Genomic DNA, 21,371 nt, shown 5'->3' with positions numbered 1-21,371 from the left:
GTATAATTATGAGTGGTTGTGGATGTAGTAAAGAAACACCATGCGAAGATAAGAAATCTCAACAAGAAAATCATCCATCAATTGCAGAAGCAAACAATTCAAAGAATTGTGATAATACGCTTAGCTGTTGTGGTGAAGAGGAAGAAAAAAAATCTTCATCTCCTTGCTGTAACACTTCAAACAGTTGTGAAGATACCGCTCAATCCTGTTATGGTTCTGATCCCAAAGAAAATTTAAGCACTGAAGACGTTTTAAAAGATTCGCACTACATGAGTGAATACTTAGTTCCCAAAATGGATTGTTCTGCGGAAGAACAGATGGTTCGTATGGCGCTATCTTCAATTGATGGTGTTCAAAAACTCATCTTTGATTTACCTAACCGTTCTTTAAAGGTTCTACATAATCAAAAAGATGAAAATATAACCACCAAACTTGAAGCTTTGGGTTTTGGTGCAAAGCTTGTGAAGACTGAAACTTATATAAGCAATCAACAGGCTAAGCAAACAAGTACCTACACCATTCCTAAAATGGATTGCTCTGCTGAAGAGCAAATGGTCCGTATGGCTCTTGCAGATATTGAAGCAGTTAAAGGTCTTACTTTTGATCTTCCCAATCGAAAACTGAAAGTCTTCCATAATGAAGGGATTCAGCAAATTACGGCTAAACTCGAAGGACTGGGTTTTGGGGCGAAACTTGATGAAATACAGCTTTCTTCAGGCGATATACCTAATGAACCTGATCCTGTGAGACAAGCTAAAGTACTTAAACTGTTATTAGGTATTAATGCTCTACTTTTCTTTATAGAATTCATCAGCGGTATTATTGCTGCGTCTACAGGATTGATTGCTGATTCTCTAGATATGTTTGCCGATGCAGCCGTTTATGGTATTGCGCTATATGCCGTCGGAAAAGCTGCGAAATATCAAATAAAAGCAGCCCATTTCGCAGGTTGGATTCAGTTATTACTTGCTGTTATCGTGATTGTTGATGTCATTAGACGCTTCATGTTTGGAAGCGAGCCAGAATCAACGCTCATGATTGTTATTGGCCTGCTCGCACTTATAGCTAACGTGACATGCTTATATCTTATTTCTGGTCATCGAGAAGATGGCGCACATATGAAAGCCAGTTGGATTTTCTCGGCGAATGACGTTGTCGTAAATATGGGCGTTATATTTGCCGGTGTACTCGTGGCGTGGACGGGATCAGCTTATCCAGACTTAATCATTGGCATACTGGTTTCTTTATTCGTACTTAATGGTGCCCGAAAAATTTTGGCTTTGAAGTAAGGGCACTGTTGCAAATAACCACGAATGGTAAGCTGAAGACTGTTTTAGCTAAAGGTGCAGCATATGAATCCTTTCCATGGTCGGCATTTTCAGGGCGAAATCATTCTTTGGGCTGTGCGCTGGTATTGTAAATATGGCATTAGCTATCGTGAACTGCAGGAAATGCTGGCCGAACGGGGTGTGAATGTTGATCACACGACTATTTACCGTTGGGTTCAACGTTATGCTCCTGAAATAGAAAAACGTTTACGCTGGTATTGGCGTAATCCTACAGATCTGAGCTCGTGGCATATTGATGAAACCTATGTAAAAGTGAATGGACGATGGTCTTATCTGTATCGTGCAGTCGATCAACGTGGCGATACCATTGATTTTTATCTTTCTTCTAGACGTAATACCAAATCAGCATATTGTTTTCTTGGAAAAATTTTAAATAATGTGAAGAAGTGGCAAATTCCACAAGTGATCAACACGGATAAAGCACCCACATATGGACGTGCTTTATCACGGTTAAAACGGGAAGGTAAATGTCCACCAGACCTTGAGCACAGGCAGATTAAGTATAAAAATAACGTGATTGAATGTGATCATGGCAAGCTAAAGCGGATCATCAGGGCCACATTAGGATTCAAATCTATGAAGACGGCTTATGCCACAATTAAAGGTATTGAAGTCATGCGTGCACTACGTAAAGGACAAGCATCGTCATTTTATTATGGTCAGCCTCAGGGTGAAGTGTGTCTAATCAACAGGGTTTTCGGTCTCTAAGTACTTTTTAAAGGGAACATCATCGACTCAAATCTCTATTTGCAACAGTGCCATTAATAGTCCCATCGAAAAGAAGGAGTTTCTTTTCTTTTGTATTAATAGAGTTTTGAAATGATTGGCTACATGCTAAGTAGTGACGTTCTTCAAAATCTGAGATAGCTTGCTTTTTCAACGATTGAGTAGGATATACAGATACCGTATAAGCATCCTGAACAATAAAGAAGATTTGATTTTCTTCTCTTTCTCTTGCTTCTTGATCAGTCATATTAGCTGTAACTGACATTAACTTTTCCGTAGCTTCAGAAGCTTTCAAACCTAATTGTCTGTATGTTTGGGCTAAAGAAGCTACTGTTTCAGCTTTTTTACAATGAGCTTGAGCTAATTCATATACTGTTTCTGAATAAGCAGAAGTACCAATACAGGCTATGAGTAAGGATAGAGCTATCTTTTTCATATTTAGAATCTACTTCTTTTTAAATAATTCATTATTTAAAGCATCTAAACAAGATGTATATGTGTGTTGTCCGAAACCTGTAATAACATTATTCCGTTTAATTTGATCATTAAAAACAGGAGCTTGATATGCATCGGAAACAATAACGAATACTGAACCGTACCGGGTTTGTCGGAGACTTTTTATTTAAGTTAGGCCGCCTGACCTAACGGGTTAATCTTATCATTGTACATTGCTTCAAACTCAAAAGGCGATACATTGTCAACGGCATTCTAAAATTGACCCCTTTTACCTTACAAATGGCAAAGTAAAATTGACCCCTGAAATCAGAGAAAGAGCGGTTCAATTACTAATTGAATCTGAAAAAGATTATCCTTCTACTTGGGCAGCAATCACAGCTATTGATCCTAAAATCGGTTGTACTCCTGAAACATTGCGTGTTTGGTATCAAAAATATTTAGATCAACAAAATCCTGTCAAAATACAACAGATATCTGATCAAGAAAAAATGAAGGGTAATCCCCCCCTAAAATACTAGCTCTTTAAAAGAGGCAGTATTATGCTTTTACAACATGGTGTTTAACTTGAGAAACTGAATTTAAAACAATCTACTGTAACTCTTCCAGACAGATATGAAATTAATCCACCCCTAGCCCTTTAAACACCGCATCTACCGGATCTGCATAGAAGCTGGTCTGGAACTTGGTAAACAGTTCCACAGGAATCGTTGGGATATCTGCCGCACTACTCATTGGCAAAGCAACCTTCTTGGCACCCGCATCAAAAGCAACTTGCAGACATTCGGCAATACTTTCCACCGGTGTCACAGAACCACCCAAGCTCATATCACCCAGTACCACCATCTGACTTTGAACCGATCGTCCTAAGAGGCCAGAAGCGAAAGCCACTAAACTTGGCAGAGCAAGATGGCTGAGCGGGCCGGTATTCTGTAACTCCACCACATGTAAGTGGAAGTCATGTTCCAGTACCTTACTGCCCCCCGAGATCCGGGATGCATTGGCCTTGAAGTAATCAAAAGCAATCTTGACCTGTTCTTTGGCACTACTTGAATTCCATAAGCCAGATGTCGCCAATTTTCCTGAACCTTTAGTGACTTGCAGTTCTAAGCGGTATAAACCTGGCATGCCCTTATTACTGAGTCCGATGGTATACAGAAAACCTGGTTTAGCAGGACCTTCGGGAATAAGTCCGCCACCCCCCTGCTCTTTGACTGAAACAAAATGCTCTTCTAAGGTGTCATTGTCGATATAGCTGAAATGCACATCATAGAATTCCATCCCTCCAATTTTCTTCAGCTGTTCTTTGACCCGACGGCGCACCTGCAGTGCATATTCCAGGCATTGCCGTACATCTTCTTTATTAAACTGACCGTGTGGGTAAAGCAGCTTCATCAATCCAGAAACCGTCTTGCGAACGGCGATCACATCACGCTGATTCAGGTTATTCCCTAGCTTGAAGTACTTCTCAATGGCATCCGCAAAACTGCGCTTGCGCATTTCCCGGAAGAATTCAGCCAGATAATCAACGATCAATCCATAACGGTTGGTGAAGAACTCCGGGCGCATCTTCGGAATTTCCCAGCCGGGGATATAAGCATGAAAACGATCGAAGAATGCCGAATCGATCATGGCTTCAGGGAAAGGTGCCAAGAGATGGCTGGTTTTTACCAAGGATTCAACACTTTGGTTAATATTACCCACAAAAACCATCGAAGCAGAGGCTTCCATCTGTTCACGACCACGGGCAAAAGATCCTGAGGCCATGTAGTCTTTCATGATCTGTACGCCATCTTTGTCCTTAAAGGAAATACCAGCGACTTCATCAAAAGCTACCACATCCCATAAGCCCACCAGACCAATACGGCGGCTACTCATGTTATAGAACAGGTTGGCGACAGTCGTTTGTCCACCGGAGACTAAAATACTATTCGGTGAACACTCTTTGTAAATATGGCTTTTCCCGGTACCGCGTGGTCCCAGTTCACAAACGTTATAGTTATTTTCAACGAACGGAACCATACGCGCTAATAGGTGCCATTGCACGTCCTCTTTTAACGAAGCCGGTTCCATGCCGATGGAACGGATTAAACTCTCGCGCCACTGATCCGTGCTTAATGCTGCTCTGCCACTGAAGAGTTCATCCATATTCATATTCGGCATTTGAATCGGCTTGAGTAAACTCACCCCAAATGGAGAACTAGTCTGTCCTTCTTCAAAATAATAACTGAGCGTAGCAATGACCCAGATACCACCGACCAGCAGCTTTTCATACTCTTTGACGATGCCTGCCGAGATCTCGGCATCTTTGATGCCCAGATTACTAAATGATGCTTCGTATTTGTCCTTACGCTCATTCAGCTTTACGGTCACCCGATCAATGACCTTATAACTGCCACGCTCACGAACCAGGGATTTCACCTTCTCAGCTTCATCAGGTCGTACATAGTTCTCTGCCAGCACAGTCTTTACATTACGTAGTCCCTGCTCAATGATCTCTGGATCATCCGAGGCACAGTACATTCCCAGCAGGTATTCAAGTACATAGACCGGGACATTGGCCCCTTCTTTGATCAGTTTAGTTAGATCCTTACGTACCACCCGCCCAGCAAAGTGTTCATTCAGCAGCTGATCCAGTTCTTTATCGTTAGCAGATTCCATGTAGGCTACGCTCTATCGTTAATTCGTTATTAGAAGAAGTCATCGGTAAATGCCAAATCAATGGTGACCTTATAGCGTTGCATCTCGATATTCAGGTCTTTGTCTTTCAGTACCAGGAAGTAATCTTTCTTACGGTCAAAATCAGTGCCAGACAATGACAGTCTGACCTGTTTGACCCGATCGGCAACAGAGTCGGTAGTGCTATCAAAAGTCAAAGTTTCTTCACTGGAAACTTTAAGATCCCCATCATAAATGGCAATGGATAAAGTCACTGGCATGACCAGCTCACTGACAGCTTCAGTTTGCATCAAATCAAACTTCTGGATGTTATTGACCATCTTCAGCGTGGATTTGGTAGAAATGACCTCAACTTTACGCTTGGTCCGCTGTCCAGCCTTTTCACCACGTAGCTGTTTTACCATCAGTACCGGCACCACAATTTCCTGAGGCATGATGCCGCCATGCACAAAACGTGAGCCTCCTACAAAATGGAAACGGTTCGCCCCTTTTGGAATCCAGAAATCAGTCGCAGATAGTGTGCCTGCCGTAGCTTGGGTTGAGCCTTTCCATGCTTCCTTGCTCTCTGGTAAACCATGCCCAATCACATAGCGTTTTTTGCTCTTCAATGTATTGGCAGGTTTTTCAGTCAAGCTTGAACGATCCGCAGATTCCAGTTTACTTTGCTGGAACAGGAAGCCATGGTCGGCTGTAATCAACAGGGTAGAAATATTGAAGTGCATTAAGATTTTGCGGCTGAGTTCGGTCAGCTCTTCAATGGCATGTTCTACCGCCATAAAGGTTTCTGATTCTGTCGAGGCGCTGTCACCGCGTGCATCAATCACGTTGTGATAAACGTAAATCAGCTCATGGTCTTTCAGCGCTTCACGGCCTTCATCACGCGACCAGCCTTTTACCATTTCAGCGGTTACTGCCAATCCATTATAGGCAGCCAGAATTTTGGATCGTGCTGCAGTCCCTTTGCTGGACTGCCCATCTACTAAAACATCATCCCCTGCGGCCTCTTTGTACTCCAAAGTCTGATGCGGCAACAACGAGGCCATGCCCAGTGTGGTGTAACTTGGGACAACACCCAGCTGTGAAGACAAGGTCGCTTCAGAATAACGCTTTTCATTGATACGATCACGCAGCTCTACCGCAGCTTCATAACGGAAAGCATCACTGATAATTACCACAATACGGCGTTTCGTTGCAGAATTGAGTAAGGGTCTGACGTGGGTATCGTAGAAGTTCTGCTGATTTGGGATATCTGCCACTTTCCAGACATTCAAGCGTTGCTCAGCTTCTACACGCTCGCCCCAGTTTCGTGCCAAGTGGTCAATAAACCAGTAGGCATAGCAATTTTCGACTTCTTCATCGAGTTTTTTCAGGATATCGACATGAGCGCGTTGAGAAGCAGCACTGTAGTGGCGATAGGCCATATCAAAGCGATACAACTCCTGTTCATAGGCTGTATACAAGGCTTCGCTGGAGTCGAAATAGAACCCAGAATCAAACTGCAGTCGCAGACTGAACAGCTCAATCGCTGCCTGCAACGCTGTATAGACGGTACGGTATTTACGGCGGGTTGCATCGTCCTTATGTTTGGACGCCCAATAGCCATCCAGACGGGTAGAAATAACCGTTCTGAAATGTTCCAGTTCAGCTTTGGCTGCTGCAGGGATATGACTGGCCAAATCAACAATGATCTTTTGTTCAATCACTTCAAAGGTCATGACATCGAGCAGCTGCTCCAGATCAAAAGCCCCGACCTTTTCTTGGATCCGCAGTGCATTGGCCACGGTCTGGGAGAGTGTATCGAAGGTTGGGTAGTATTTAGAACTGTCTCTCCAGCGCGACAAAAAGGCTCTAGCTGTTGCACGGGAGCTGACGGATGACATCACCAGTTCTTGAGCCCATAGTGGTATATCGCCCAGGCTTTCACAAAAACCTGTGCTCATCAAACGGATAAAGAACGTACCGAGCTTGAATGGTGCTTCCCCATTCAATTCTTCAACCGATGCTGGATAACCAATTTCCGCCTGTAATGCGGTGACCAAAGCCGGCACCAGTTGGAACTTTTCCAGTTCAGCAAAGGAGTCAGGATTCACTTCCAGAGCCAGGTTCTGCTGTACCATTTCATCTGCCAGTGCCAGAACGATATGCATCAGCTCGGCACTGTCAGCCTTGACCACAGCCGCAATCATAGCCATATCCAGATCCTGTGCATCTGCATCAGACTGGATATAGCGTTTCAATGTACTCAGACGGGCTTTGGCTTTAAGGAATTCTTCACGTTTGGCCAGATGTTCTCTTAGACTCTGCTGCTGTAAGCCAAGCTCATTGAAGATAATCGAGAAACGATCGGCATAGAAGCTGCGAGAATAGAGCTTGATGTCCAGTAGCCAGTCTTTTTCGGTTTCAGGCTCAGGGTATGGGAAATACAGCAAGTATTTGCCCTGCTGGTCTTGTAGTTCCAGTTTGAGCTTGATCGCCAGGCTCGACTCTTCTGCCATATTCAGAATCTGGACATCCCCCAGATTTAAAGCTTTTACTTCTTCGTTAAAGGACTGTTCAGCATCGTACCAAAAGACAATTCGGTGCTGTTCAATATAAAAGGCTTGTTCCAGACCTTGTTGTAGTTGACTTAAATTCATGCAACGACCTCATCAAGGTCTAGTACCGGAGAAAAAGTATTCATCATTTCTCCCCCGTAATCGCTTTCACTTCAGCCAACAAGTCTCCAAACTTGCCGTAGTTCACTTTCACTCCATCATCGAGATCTAAGCTAATACGCTGATCGGCATAGTGACGCAGTTTTTCCTCAAAGCTACTGAGTTCAGCTTGTTGCTTATGCAAATCTTGCAGTTTTTTCTCGATACGCTTGATTTCAGCCGCAGAGTCACTGCTTTCTTTTGCTGTTTCCAGAGAATTAGCATAAGCAGCCATTTTGGAAATCAGCGGCATAACGTATTCGGTACGCATACGCGCCAAGGTACTTTCGTTATAGCGGTGCAAGTACACCAACGCCTGGAAAGCCCCCTGTTTACCACTGCTGAATAACCAGTAGATTGGACGCTTTTTATAGGTCTGCATATGGTCTTTATAGAACTTACTGGCGAGGTAACGGCGAATGGTATCTTCCGCTGTTTCACTTGCTTTTTTATCTAAGCTTTCTGCCAGCCACTGCATATTGGCATCTAGCGTGTCTTTCCCCCAAACCGCAGTTAAGAACTCTTGGATACGGTGGGTTGCGTCATCTTCAAACCAGTGCATTTCGGTCAATGGAATAATACCGTCAGCATCGGCTGGGAATGTTTGATAACGGCTGGCATCGAAGTCTTGATTGCCTGCATGGGCATAGATTAGACCTGGTTCATCTAAGCTATAACGTCCCATCATGCAACCAAGAGCATAAGAGACTAAACGCTGGCTGTCTTTTTCACGGTCGGCACGGGTAAGCGTAATTTGCTCATCGGGTACATCTGGGGTGAGTTCATCCTGTAAACCATAAGCGTCAATAAACAGCTTATTGTTTTCTTCTTCCAGACGTTTCATTTCCGCCACGGCGTCAGCATTTTGCTGTTTCCATGTATTAAAGGCTTGTTCTAGGTTTGGCTGCCCCGTACGAATAATTGGATTTTGAGTAAAGTCCCATGAGGTTTCGTAGGAATCCCAATCAAATTTAGCAATTGAGATAAGACTTTTAACTATATTCTCCGTATTGATGGAAATATAGTTTGGCCCTAGCGTTAATTTTCGAAAATCACCAGACTGAAAGTGTAAAGTAGGATTTAAAATTTTCGACCAATAATCAGCAAATTTAGTATTTAGTAAACCCAATCCAATATAAGTTAGCTTTTTGTCTTCATAAAATGCTGATGGTCCTGCTGCATCAAATAGGAAACCTTCTGGCAGTAATCTACCCGCTAACTTTCCACTTGTAACATCTGACCAAGTTATGCCAAGTTTTAAATAATATTCTTCACCTCTAGTACAGGAATTACTTTCAGATTTAATTCTTCTGCCATTAAATTCCCAGTCTACTAAAAATTCGTAATTACCATACCATTTTCTATATGAACCTCCTTTATTATATGGAAACCATTTTAAGTTTAGCTTCGTAATATTTATTTCATTCCATGATCTTACATAATTATTGTTATTTCCTGTCTGGACGCCATTTGAAGAGACAGCAAGGCTTCCCATGTTTGGAAAAGTCGAAAAAGAATTACGTACCTTATCACTCACCCAATAAGCAATAGGACTACCAGGAATTTTCTTAAAGTCATCTGGTTTAGCATTAAAAAACCAACCACAATCGGGATTATTAATCGCTTCTAATGTTTTAGGTGCCTGATTTTCAGAGCCTCTAAAATCAGAGAGACGTATATATGACCCCATAAAATTACTTACATGTGATTTAGCCAATGTGAATGTACAAATAGGTACCGTTGCTCCATCAAAACCAGAGTATTCCAACTGAACCAAACTTGTGATTGTTGCATGATCAATAAAGTGAGCACGTAAATTTTCATAAGACGAGATAAACATCCACACAAATGGAGACATAAAACCTAGCTGTCCACTTTCTTTAGTCAGCTGTAAATCTCGAATCATAAACGCTGAAAAAAGATCTTTTTCATAACCCTGATAGTTCTTTTTTAAATAGTTTTTAAGATTTGGATTTAAGTACTTGTTGCCCATATACGGCGGATTCGCAATCACAGCATCATATTGTTTGGCCAATAACATGGCTTGCTGAACGAGCGGTAACAGTTCTTGTGCTGACTGCTGACTAAAGATATCGCCTGATGCTGCTGCTGTATTCAGCTTGCTTTCTAAATCAGGTAGTTTCTTAGCGAATGCTGCAGGGATTTGAATCAAAGAACCAAAGGTTGAAGAGTGTTCAAATAAATCCAGTAATTCTTGTAAATCTGCCTGCGCAATACCAGTACTTGCCAAGTCCTGACTCAATGCGTCTAAACGTTCTGGCTGACTGTCTTGTAGCGCAATAATATTCAGCTTCGGTGGATTGCTAAATAAACGGCGGTCATCCTCACGTGCTTTCATCAATAGCGCAAAACTGGCTAACTGCGCGGCACGGGTATCAATATCAATCCCGTACAGGTTATTTTCTAGAATCAAACGTGGAATATCACGGCTCCGGTAGCCACGTTCTAAGTAAATCGCTTTTAAGCAGTCATAAGCTTCCACCAGAATATGCCCCGAACCACAAGCCGGATCCAGTACCGTAATGCTTTCAGGGTTTAAAGTATCGCCATCTTCACTGATCCGCACATCAATCAGCTGTTTTAACTGTGCATTGACTTCATTACTTTGCTCAGCCGGCTGAATATAGTATTCCCACTCACTGGCAACCATACTTTCTGGCTGTGCCATCATCCATAGACGACCAACACTGTTTTGCACCAAATACTTCACAATCCAGTTTGGGGTGAAGAGTTGTGTCGCTGCAGGAATATCTTCACTCTTGACGACTTTACCAATCACCTGGTCTTTCTTTTCAGAAATATAGAATTGATACAGCCAGCCAATAATCTGCACATCCGACCAATCTTCTTCCGGAATGCTGCTCACTAAATCACGGATCAAAGAGTCGGTTTTGGTGAGGTTATCCGGTAACAGTAGTTCAGACTCATCAGAAACCTGTTCAAACAAGAGTGGCATGACCTGATTCAACGCATGACATTGAGCCAGTAACAGCTCACGGTACAGCTCTTCGTCTTTATTACCATCCAGCTTTAACTCAGCTACACGGCTGGCATCTAAGCCCGGCAGCTCAATGTCCAGACATTCTTCCAGAATCTGTGGCAAGCCTGCACTGCCATCGGCACTGCTCAGTACACGGCGACCATGATCGAGTAAGCCTTTGCATTCCATGTAGCGAATCGCACAGAGACGGTTAAACCAGCTGTAAGCGATATAATCAATGGTTTGCTCAAAACTGCTGGCTTGAATGCGTTTGATCAGCTTGTCACGAGATTTCATGACGGATAGCGGAAAAACCTGATCGCCAATCAGCAGCAAGTCACCTTTCTGTTCTGCCGGTAAAATGCGGTCTGCGGTGATGCCGTATTTGGCAGCCTGCTTGCGCATGGCTGCGATAAAATCATTCCGTGCTTGCGGTGCGTATTTTTTAATATTGCTGGTGTTCATAGTTCAACCTTAAATGAATTACTGATGCTGATATCCCTAAGCCCTGTTAGCGGATACGCACACGCTTTTTATCACTCACAATTTTTTTCAATTCAGCTTTGAGTGCGTCTACAAACTGATCCACTGATTCTTCTGTTTCCAGGTAGACACTACTGGAGGTTTTGCTGTAAATGCTGGCGACATCAACTTCGACAACAGGTTTCGGTGGCACTACGGCTGTCGCAGGCTGTACCGGACTCACAGCAGGTGTTGATGTAGCTGGGCTGGAGGTGGTTGCAGTGTTGGTTACACTCTCTGCTTTGCTCTGAGCCAATTGTGCCGCTTTGGCCTGACGCTGGATTTCCGCCTCAACTTCGCTTTCCAACTCATACAAGGCTTCATCAAAACGCTCGACGGCGGTTTGGGTTTGCAGCATATAGATGGTGGACAGGCTAGTTTCCACTTCAATATCCGTTTTCAGCAGTTGTAGTGGGCGTAATAGCTTGTTACTCAGCTCAGCGCTAGCGATGCCACTGTTTTTAATCTCGGCTTCTAACTGCTTGATCTTGTCATCAATGTGTTCTATCGCCTGATTGCGCTTCTCAGTCAGCAATTGCTCATTGACGCTTTCCACTGTACGAACCAAATCAGCCACTTTATTTAACAGGCCATAGGGCGATTCAAGGGTGGCAATACGATGTAATTCGGAGAGGGCTTTTTTTGCCACATCATCACTGCCCAGTGCCTGTTTATTTTTCTCAAAATGACGTAGGGCCTGCTGCAGTTGCTGCCAGCTTGGCATCTGGTTACTGAAGAACTCATGAATATCACGATAATCTTCTTCCAGATCCAGATAGTCATCCTTGTTATCAACCACGGCCTTAAAGAAATCGAAGCTGTCGCTATTGGCCAGCAAGCGATCCAAGCTTAAGATAGACCGTTCAATGACTTTCTTGCCAGGGAATTGCCCGACATCGGTTTTGCTCTTATACGACTTAAAGTTGGCTAACCAGGTCTTAAAGTTTTGGGTATAGAACTCAAACAGCTCTTTTTCTGTCGATGGTCCCATTGCAGAGAACAAGTCTTGGGTGAGTTGGCGTGCCTGTTTCAATACCTGATCATCAGTCTGGCGTTTTTTAATAATGGAAACATCACGGCGACGGCGGCTGTTTTGTAAAGGCTCAAAGGCATCTTTTAACTGTAAGCTGCCGCCATTTAGCTGCAGTGAAATCCGCCCCATTGCCGCCAACTGACCCACCAGCAGTAAAATCTCGGCATCCGGCCAGCCATAAGGACGTTTGGCAAAACGATCGACCACATCTGAGACTAGAATACGCTCTGTACCAGTGGCGCGTAGTGCAATGTACTGCTCCACTTCCTGTAGGGCTTTCGGATTGCTCTGCCCGCCATCCAGAGACAATCCTAGCTGCGCCATATCATCTACAGTCAATACGGCGTTCAGTTCACGCCAAGCATCCTGCTGATAGACCTGCAGATAGCTCAGTTTGGTATAAGTGTTTTCCAGCAAATAACGACAAGCCTCATCCAGCTTGGTGGTTGGACTTGAAGATGAAAGTTGTAGATGTTGACCCAAGGCATAACTTTCCGCGTCCAGCAACATTTCTTCGATCCGGACACGCAGACGTTTTTTACGCTCCTGATTCTCACGGCCACGGTCTGCCAGAATACGGGTGATATCGGATTGGGTACCATCATCATTTAAGCGGATGAATTTATTGGTTTTCAGCCATGTGCGCAGTTCATTAAAGAACTGTTTATCATCTGCCAGTTTAAACAGCACTTGTCCTTCGGCCTGAGTACTTTTACCAATACAGTAAGCTTCAGTGTAGAGGTTGTATTCCGTATCCAGCGGAGAAATGATTTCAACTTTTAAATCGCTCTCATACTTCCCATCCAGGCTATGGCTATCTAGGAAACGACCAATCTGATAGTCCATCTTGTTGGCTTGATGGCGGTATTTGTTCTGATCGCGCAGTAAATCTTTAAAGATCAGATTGGCTAACTCTTTATTTTCTTCTGAAGCTGCTAAGTCAGTGGCTTTAATTTTTCGAGTGATATCCCGCTCTTCATTAGTCAGGAACAGGAACTCATCGCCATTCCTAGTAATCAGGCTTTCTTTTTCCAGACGCTGCAGGCTCTCTTCAATCCGCTTGCGCAATGCCAGCTTATCTTCATCAATTTTCTCAATCGACAAAGTCACCAGGTTATCCAGCGTACCTTTGATGATATCGACATAGCGGATCATGAACAGGGTACGCAGCATCTGCACATCAAAACCATCTAGGGTCTTATTCTGCCCTGCCTGGTCGATGGTACGCTTCACTGCAGTATCCAGGAAACCTTCGACTGAAGTATAGAAGCGGTGGAAAGGAACCAGGGCACCGACTTCATCTGTAGCAATCGCATTGGCGGCCATCTGGAACGCATCCAGCATGGACCGTTCACCATAGGCCAAGTGTGCACCGGTCGCACCGACTTTACGGATTTCTTCAAATACTTTTTGTACCAGCTGGAAATGGTACGGCGCAAAAGGATAGTTATGAATAAAACTGTCTGGCCCCTCATAGTTCTTGAGGGTTGGGCCTGAACGGTCAAAGGTAATCTGATTTTTTAAGATATCGCCCTTTTGCTCAAACACCGATCTGAGCAATGCTTCTGCTTCTGGGGTTTTGCGTAATAAACGTTTCTGGATGACTTCATCGGTATTGGAACTGGACAGTGATAAACGGGTTTTAAAACGTCCAGCAATCTTGGAGAAGTCATTGGCTTTGGAAGAAGACATCTCACCTAAAACAGCATCGATGTCTGCCTGTGAGGTCACGATAATCCAAGCACGGCCTTTACAGATCGTACCCAGGTTTTCAGTAATGGTTTGCAATGTCAGCATCAAGCGGGTATCGCTGCCAATAAACTGCCCCACTTCATCGACCAAGAACAACATGCGTTGCTGGGGTCCTTTGCTGTCCAGGTATTCTTTCACCCACTGACAGAAATTTTCAACCGAAACACTAAAGGTCTGCTCAGAATCCTCAAACCACTTGTGTGCCGCTTCTGCTGATAAGTTGAGGGCTTGGGAAATTGCGGTTTCGACATCATCCTGATAGAACTGATAGCCGTCACGTTCTTCTAGCCAAGACATGCCGCTAGATTCTTCAAAAGCCTGTTTAAAGCGCTCATACACCCCTTTCTGGCTCAGGTGACGTTCCATATGTGCAATATGTGGATGATCGGCACTAAAACCCTGATATTCGTTAAACACGCGTAAAAACACATTCAGAATCGGATTACCATCATCATTGGAGCTGGCTTTACTGTCGATATTAAATAGGATGACATCGGCATGATGACTAACCGCTTTACCAATATCCGCACGGATAAACGCATCCCGGATTTTGCTTTCATCAAAGAATTCTGCAGCACTGCGTTCGTTACCTTCCGCGTCACGTGCCACTTTATTGGCCAGAATATACGACAAGGTTTTCAGGAAATGTGATTTACCTGAACCAAAGAAGCCAGAAATCCACACGCCGACACGATTGGCAATCGAAGGGTCGCTGAGGTCTGTACAATAGGACTGGAAAAAGTCACGAAAATGCTTTTCCAGCTCATTGGTGACCACGTACTCATCCAGCTCCTGGTAAACCGTGGCATTATCATCCTGATCTGCCTTCACCACCCCGTTAATTGCACGATCTAATGGCTTGTAAAAAAGTTCTTTAATGTTCATCTCAATCCATTCCCCCGAATTCTTATTTCTATTTGCCGTGTTTAAGGCACTAATCTGAATGCTCTGTAGTAATTGTTGCTTGGAATTTTTCCAAATAAACTCATCGCTTGACCGTCGTAATAGCCCGGGTAAAACAGCACCACTGGCTTATGCCCCAGTAACGAATGCAAACTGTTCAATAAGTGATGGGCACGTAACAGTGGCCAAACCGACCCAACCCCAGTCATCAACACAATATCTTGCGCATTGGTGGCATATTTGCTCACCAGATACGGCGCAAACTTATCCATATGCAGTGGACCTTTCAGAGCCTTGAGCAGTGCCTCATCGCCTTTGGCTTTTTGCATTTGAATGGCTTTATCGATGAAGTTACGCTCAGCCAGATAATCCACCACGGCTTGCAGCAGGTTGATATTCACCACCTTCAGCTGACTGTGTTTTTTCTCCAGCATCCCGTCTAGAAAATGCAGATATTCGCGCACTTTCAACTCATCTTCAGGTGCATAATCAAAAATCCAGAAGCCAATTTCATTGCCCAGTCCTTGTCCAGTGAGAAACTCAGTGGAAAGAATTCGCTCTGGAATCTGGTTCAGACGCTCATGTATTGTTTGACTCATTGCTGCCCCTCTACAACTAACGCGTCCATACCGACACTTCCATAGATCTTTTAATGCGTTGTTTATAATGTTCTTCCAACAGGCTACGCAGCTCTGCTCTGACGATCACACGCTGCAACTCCAGCTTACGGGTACTTTTTAAGTAACCGGCTTCTGCCAGCATGCGAAACACCACCTGCCCCATTTTTTTCTTGCTGGACTCTTTCCAATCACAGATATCCGGATCGCGTTGTGAGCGTTCATCCAAAAAATCTGACCAGATATAACTGTCCAAGTATTGCGCCTGGGAGATATAGGCATCCCTCATCACCGTTTCCATAAACTCAAGCAGCAACAGGTTGCGTTCCAGTGCGCCACAAAAAGCCACCTGGGTCGCCAGCTCATCGTCCCCATCCCGCAAAGCTTTCCAGAAATCAGGCTCTAAGCGCTCAAGACGCTTACGAATGGCAGTGGCGTTACGTTGGGCTGAAGCAGGCGTTCTTTTTTGCAGAATATTGTCAATCTGAATTGCCTGATGCCATTGTTCTGGAGTCGCTTCTCGTAATAACAGATCAGCGATCAGCCGGCTTTCACGCACCATCAGGGAACCGCCAATCAGGTCACTGTCATAATGAAATTGTTCTAACATAGCCAATCTCCTATGAGGCCTGATCAAACAGGTAAGACGACAGCTTTTCGATATCTGAGCGTTGTAGTACCAAGGGATATTTCAAGGCATCATCCGCCTCAGCCAGCGTGATCGCGGCCTGATATCGCTGCAAAGTATAGTGAGCCAGGGCTTTTTTCACCGGAATCTGTAATCTGCCATCAGGCATGCCGAAGTCTTTTTCGACCAGCACTTGTTGTGATGAGTTCAATTTTGGATTAGGGATCAGCGTCAGTACAATTTCTTCATGCCATTGCTGATCCTGAGCAGGGTCTACTGACTCAATCGCCACCACAACAGGTGTGCGATCAATTCTGGAGAGTAAAAAGTCCTTAAACTGCTTGCTCTGATGGCAATAGGCACGGACATGCCAGCGAAAACCGGTATACACCAGGGTGTGTGGGGAAATGATGCGTTCATGCCACTGCGGATTCTGCATCGAGGCATAAATCATTTTTAAAGTGTTTTGGTTTCGGCAGGCACGCAAAACTTCCCGAATCACTTCAGGACGTACACTGCGATCAGGTAATTGAACTGCTGCAAGATTCGGTTCTGGCATCGCAATCAGGGCATACGATTCACTGAGCAAGCCCGAGAGCATATTGAGATATTCATTGATATGCGCTGTAGTCAGTACAGGCTGGAAGCTGGCTTTAGGCACATAACCCTTGACTGAGGGGTCATGAATCAAGGCATCGGGGTTATACAGCGTATTATAGCGCTTGATATCCGCAGAAGCCTGCTGTCGACTCAGCCCAAACCAGCTCATCAAACGATTGGTAACCAAACGACCTTCCCAGTAAGCAAGCAGCTCGATCGCTCGCATTCGTAGCAGGACTTCATGCTTATCTGTCGTCATATACCAATCAGTCAATAAATAGCAGCTTTAAGATTACCCTACAGCAAATATACAGTAAACATTTTTGACGGTATTTAAAGGTAGTATTGCAATCATCAGATAAAAAATATACTAGTATCCTGATGATAGCCGTCAAAGTACGATCTCTAGCAGATCATGGATCCTGGTATAGCGCGTGAATTGAGCTAAGTTTTAGAATGAGAGCAATATGGGTTTTAGATTTCGTAAAAGTATTAAATTATTCCCGGGTTTTAAAATTAATCTGACCCATAAAGGCATCAGCAGTGCCAGCATTGGCAAACCTGGTGCTTCTCTAAATATTGGGAAAAAAGGTACGCGAACCAGTGTCGGCATTCCAGGTACGGGACTATCTTACTCTAAACACCAACCTTACTCTAAAAAGACCCGTGTTCCACAACCGACATCGCTAGAACACACGGAATATAATCCTCAGAATTTAGAACAACCGAAGGCAAAGATATGGCCTTGGATTATTTTTGGAATATTGTGTTTTATGGTGGGTGCCGTCATTTTTTAGCAAGAACCGCATTGTATTTTAATCAAAAAAAATGCCCAGATGGATGAATGGGCAAACTAAGGAATTAATATCCTTCAGAAACTCCAGCGCAATTCTCGCTACTTTCAGTAAGCGACTCTGGCTCAATCATGATGGTCTGACTCAATCGAATCGAGGTAAATCGATCCATCACAATTGGAGCAGAAATTATGCTTGATCACACTCTTGGTTAATGCTGAAAAGTCTTTGAGTTTTAATTAATAAATAAGAGTATCCATGTCTACCCTCAACTTTACTTATTTTCAGATAGCAACCAATCGAGAGCGTTCATTTTTACAATACCATTATAATTGGCTTCAGTCCCTATGGTGTCTAAGGTAAGTAAATACTTGGGATATGAATCAGAAATTTTCTGTAATGGACGTAACTCTCGGCTGAGTGTCTCCTCATTGAGCGTTTCTAATGCCACCTGATAATAAGTTAAATTCTGTAAAGTATCGACAGCAACAAAATCAATTTCATATTCATCAACCCGCCCTACATAGACCGTATAACCTCGTCTGACAAGCTCAAGATAAATCACATTTTCTAAGATATGACCTTGATCAGCATTAGCATCAGGCAACATAATCCGGCGCAATCCGACATCAACTAAATAGTATTTTTCAGAGGATTGTAATAACTCACGCCCGCGTACTTTAAATTGTGCGGCACTATAAAATAACAAACTGTCCTGTAAGCCCTGAATATAGCGTTTTACTGTTTCAAATGAAATCTTAACCCCACTTGAAACAAAGGTATTTTTAATTTTATTGATGGAAATAGGTGAGCCTGTCACGCTTGCCAAATATCTTGCGACACGCTCGAGAGAGTTAATATCGGCAGTATTCAAACGGGGAATAACATCTTTAAACATTACACTGGCATAGACCGCTTGCAAGTAATCATAAGTTTCCTGCTGGCTAGTCATGGCAAGCGTATAAGGGAAACTACTGCGCGTATACATGGCATACAAATCACGATTGGATAATTGTTGGATGATCGGATTATTTTCAATATGCCACTGTTTAAATTCTTGGAATGACAGAGGTAGAACGTGTTGCTCGATATAGCGTCCTGTAAGTAAAGTCGCAAGTTCTCCACTTAGAAAGAATGCATTTGAGCCTGTAATATATAAATCGATATAATCCCGAACATATAAAGAGTCGACTACTTTCTCAAAATTTGTAACATGTTGTATTTCATCTAAAAAAACATAGTTTTTTTTGCTTTTATCAACTTTAGACAGTACATAATCATGTAGTTTACGGTAATCTGTGAGTTCTTCAAATTCCATAAATTCGAAATTGATAGCAATGATGTTTTCGGCTTGTACACCCTGTGCTTTTAGGTCTTGTTGAAACATCGCTAACAAGGTGGATTTTCCAGAGCGACGTACACCCGAAAGCACTTTAATGACATCACGGTCTTGCCATGTATTCAGAAATTTTAAGTAGCCATCACGTCGAATATTAGCGCTTCGCATTGTTTACACTTGAAATCTAAAGTTTTAATTAATTCTATCAAAGTTTAGAACCTAGATGTAAAAATATTCAATTTTAAAAAAAGTTTAAAGTTTAAGTGAAACATTCAAAGCTACTGTTGAAGCATGCAAACAGTAGATCTGATCAAAATCCAAATTCTGTCTTTTTAATTATTTTCCATGTCATGTTATGTCATTGATGCTGCGACTTAACTGCTATATAAATTAAGTGAAAAGTAAAAGGAATTAATATGTTAACTAGAGTGGAACTCATTTTTGTTGTGCTGATGGTCTCAGCCTTAATCCTAATTGCTTATGAAATGCTAAAAGGTTTATTTTAGAGCATCTATACAATTTTTGATCAAAAAAAAGCCCACAGAGGGAATCTATGGGCGAAACTAAGGACCTTGACGGTCATTCAGAAACTACAGCTAGTTTCTGGTTGTGATTCTGGACTGAATTAAAAATAACCACATTGGCTGAATGTATCAAAAGTTAAATCATGTGATTAATGATTGATACATCTGCAAAAATGAGCTCATCGCTCTGTTGATTAATACAGTAATTCACCAAACAAATCCGCTCTAATCTCTTCCAGACTCAGATCTGATTTCATTCTATTACAGATGGGATGAACCAGCAGACCATTCTCTAGAACACCTTGCCCACCTACGGCTTTGGCAATCCGATGATCCGATTCAGTAGAATCAAGATAGATCAATCCATCACAAATGAGGCAAAAGTTATGATTACCCACCAGAAAATTGTGCTTAAGCAGACTCTTGGTTAATGCCGAAAAGGCTTTGGGCTTTGACCGAGAAATTGGACTAATCGACTCCACATATCCCACCACATGCTTGACGACTGCATCATCATAACCACCCAAAAATCTTTCGACATAAAACTCGTTAAAGTTTATGTACTTGAAGGCCTTAGACATGGACAGAATAAAGGTATTCAGGCATTCCTCATCATCAAAATCAACTTCCATTTCCAAGCTTAAGCAAATAAAGGCTTTATAGACAATTTGTAGCCGATCATAGCCCTTGATACCACTGCCGAACTTGCCGACCGTTTCAGCGGTCGCCACGGGGAAATTAGCAATCAAGAACTCAATACTACGGCGTACCCGGGTGAAGTCCTTGAAACTAATCGTTCGATGATGAATCTGCATGAGGCTTTCATGAATTTCATACACAATTGAAAACCATGCAAGAAAAGAAGTAATCTGAAAACGCTGGTCCTTATAAAAATATAAGTATGGATGAAAGCCCAAACTCGGAACCCCAGTATTTTTTACAGGCGTCGCTATTCTGCAAAGAATGGTCAACAGATGCGACATCAGGTTTTCAACGCGTTCCCCCTGATTCAGACTCATAATATTATGAATCTGATCACCAGCAATGATATTCATCAACTCATTGACCAAGCCAATTTTTTTGCCATGACTCATTTCATTGTCTAATAAAATGGTCGAAAAAAGGAGCTGATGGATCCTCTCCCCTAACTCAATCAGCTCATTTAAACGTGTATATTGGAGCTCTTCCAAGTTAGATTTATTGTCATTGATATAACAACAGGCATAGATCGCATAATAGGCGTCACTCCCGCGACTTCTGAGATGATATTCCTCATATTTATCTAGACGTTTAGTATCTGAGTTAATCGATTGAAATACCCGTCGCGCATCTTCTGGAGTCCCCAGTACCTGCCGGAAACTGATTTTAATATCGCCTAATTTCGATTTTTTTTCTGCAAATTCGGCATCAGTACAAATTTTTTGAAAATCAGCAAGATCTCCTAAATAATTGCGGAGGTAACGAATATCTTGTTTTTGTTGATCATTGAAATTAGGTGCTTGAGGGACTTGCTCATCCGCAAAATATCTATTGATCCATGCATAAATACAGGAAAGACGATGTGCCCCATCAATAATGTAAATATTGCCGTGTATATCTTTCCAATACAAAATGCATAAATTGATGTTTTGATCTTCTGTGCAATCCTCAATAAAGTTTGCAATTTCTGGTGGTGTTCTAAAAAGTATGCTGGCATCAGACATAGCCATAATTGACATAGAAGAATACCAAATCAAACACCTTAAAGTGGTTATCAAA

The 21,371-nt window shown here is 42.9% G+C and carries 12 protein-coding genes and 2 pseudogenes; 4 read left to right on the top strand and 10 right to left on the bottom strand.

Annotated features, from left to right (window positions below; translation table 11 throughout):
* Positions 1-8 precede the first annotated feature (8 nt).
* Positions 9-1,289 (top strand): cation transporter, encoded by a 1,281-nt coding sequence (locus tag NI467_RS11515; protein ID WP_026056599.1) that lies wholly within the window; start codon positions 9-11, stop codon positions 1,287-1,289.
* A 63-nt stretch (positions 1,290-1,352) separates the two neighbouring features.
* A complete protein-coding gene (locus tag NI467_RS11510; protein WP_001067784.1) occupies positions 1,353-2,057 on the top strand; it encodes an IS6-like element IS1006 family transposase in 705 nt (234 codons plus the stop codon).
* Positions 2,058-2,076: 19 nt separating this feature from the next.
* Here the strand turns inward: NI467_RS11510 and NI467_RS11505 are convergent, their stop codons facing one another.
* Positions 2,077-2,511 (bottom strand): hypothetical protein, encoded by a 435-nt coding sequence (locus NI467_RS11505; RefSeq protein ID WP_100355917.1) that lies wholly within the window; start codon positions 2,509-2,511, stop codon positions 2,077-2,079.
* Positions 2,512-2,788: 277 nt separating this feature from the next.
* Between NI467_RS11505 and NI467_RS11500 the strand changes: the two are divergent.
* Positions 2,789-3,025 (top strand): annotated as a pseudogene (locus NI467_RS11500) (hypothetical protein); the annotation flags it as partial.
* 124 nt (positions 3,026-3,149) lie between these two features.
* Here NI467_RS11500 and brxL read toward each other — a convergent pair.
* The 7 genes from brxL to NI467_RS11465 are packed head-to-tail and all read right to left on the bottom strand — an operon-like array spanning position 3,150 to position 17,215.
* Positions 3,150-5,189, bottom strand: a complete 2,040-nt coding sequence (gene brxL / locus NI467_RS11495) for a protease Lon-related BREX system protein BrxL (protein ID WP_005021615.1) — start codon at positions 5,187-5,189, stop codon at positions 3,150-3,152.
* 29 nt (positions 5,190-5,218) lie between these two features.
* Positions 5,219-7,843, bottom strand: coding sequence for a BREX-1 system phosphatase PglZ type A (pglZ, locus tag NI467_RS11490; RefSeq protein WP_253153045.1), 2,625 nt, complete (start codon positions 7,841-7,843; stop codon positions 5,219-5,221).
* Positions 7,844-7,886: 43 nt separating this feature from the next.
* Positions 7,887-11,366, bottom strand: coding sequence for a BREX-1 system adenine-specific DNA-methyltransferase PglX (gene pglX, locus NI467_RS11485; RefSeq protein WP_253153043.1), 3,480 nt, complete (start codon positions 11,364-11,366; stop codon positions 7,887-7,889).
* A 46-nt stretch (positions 11,367-11,412) separates the two neighbouring features.
* Positions 11,413-15,093, bottom strand: a complete 3,681-nt coding sequence (gene brxC / locus NI467_RS11480; protein ID WP_253153041.1) for a BREX system P-loop protein BrxC — start codon at positions 15,091-15,093, stop codon at positions 11,413-11,415.
* Positions 15,094-15,134: 41 nt separating this feature from the next.
* Positions 15,135-15,710, bottom strand: coding sequence for a DUF1788 domain-containing protein (locus NI467_RS11475; RefSeq protein WP_002010699.1), 576 nt, complete (start codon positions 15,708-15,710; stop codon positions 15,135-15,137).
* A 16-nt stretch (positions 15,711-15,726) separates the two neighbouring features.
* Positions 15,727-16,338, bottom strand: coding sequence for a DUF1819 family protein (locus tag NI467_RS11470; protein ID WP_121523422.1), 612 nt, complete (start codon positions 16,336-16,338; stop codon positions 15,727-15,729).
* Between the two features lie 10 nt (positions 16,339-16,348).
* Positions 16,349-17,215, bottom strand: coding sequence for a YafY family protein (locus tag NI467_RS11465; protein WP_253153034.1), 867 nt, complete (start codon positions 17,213-17,215; stop codon positions 16,349-16,351).
* Between the two features lie 208 nt (positions 17,216-17,423).
* Between NI467_RS11465 and NI467_RS11460 the strand changes: the two genes are divergently transcribed.
* On the top strand, positions 17,424-17,753 hold the full coding sequence (locus NI467_RS11460) for a DUF4236 domain-containing protein (RefSeq protein ID WP_005403805.1): 330 nt from the start codon (positions 17,424-17,426) through the stop codon (positions 17,751-17,753).
* Positions 17,754-18,024: 271 nt separating this feature from the next.
* On the opposite strand, the gene NI467_RS11455 is transcribed toward NI467_RS11460, so the two are convergent.
* Both NI467_RS11455 and NI467_RS11450 read right to left on the bottom strand, forming a co-directional pair.
* The gene (locus NI467_RS11455; RefSeq protein ID WP_071320611.1) at positions 18,025-19,257 is read right to left on the bottom strand and encodes an ATP-binding protein; all 1,233 of its coding nucleotides are present in this window, start codon (positions 19,255-19,257) and stop codon (positions 18,025-18,027) included.
* Positions 19,258-19,807: 550 nt separating this feature from the next.
* Positions 19,808-21,280: pseudogene (locus tag NI467_RS11450) on the bottom strand (HNH endonuclease signature motif containing protein); the annotation flags it as partial.
* Positions 21,281-21,371: the final 91 nt, after the last annotated feature.

This window comes from Acinetobacter sp. S4397-1, from assembly GCF_024129285.1.
Classification (GTDB): domain Bacteria; phylum Pseudomonadota; class Gammaproteobacteria; order Pseudomonadales; family Moraxellaceae; genus Acinetobacter; species Acinetobacter lwoffii_C.
Note: the sequence above shows the minus strand (reverse complement) of the source record. Positions and strands in the feature narration are given on the sequence as shown.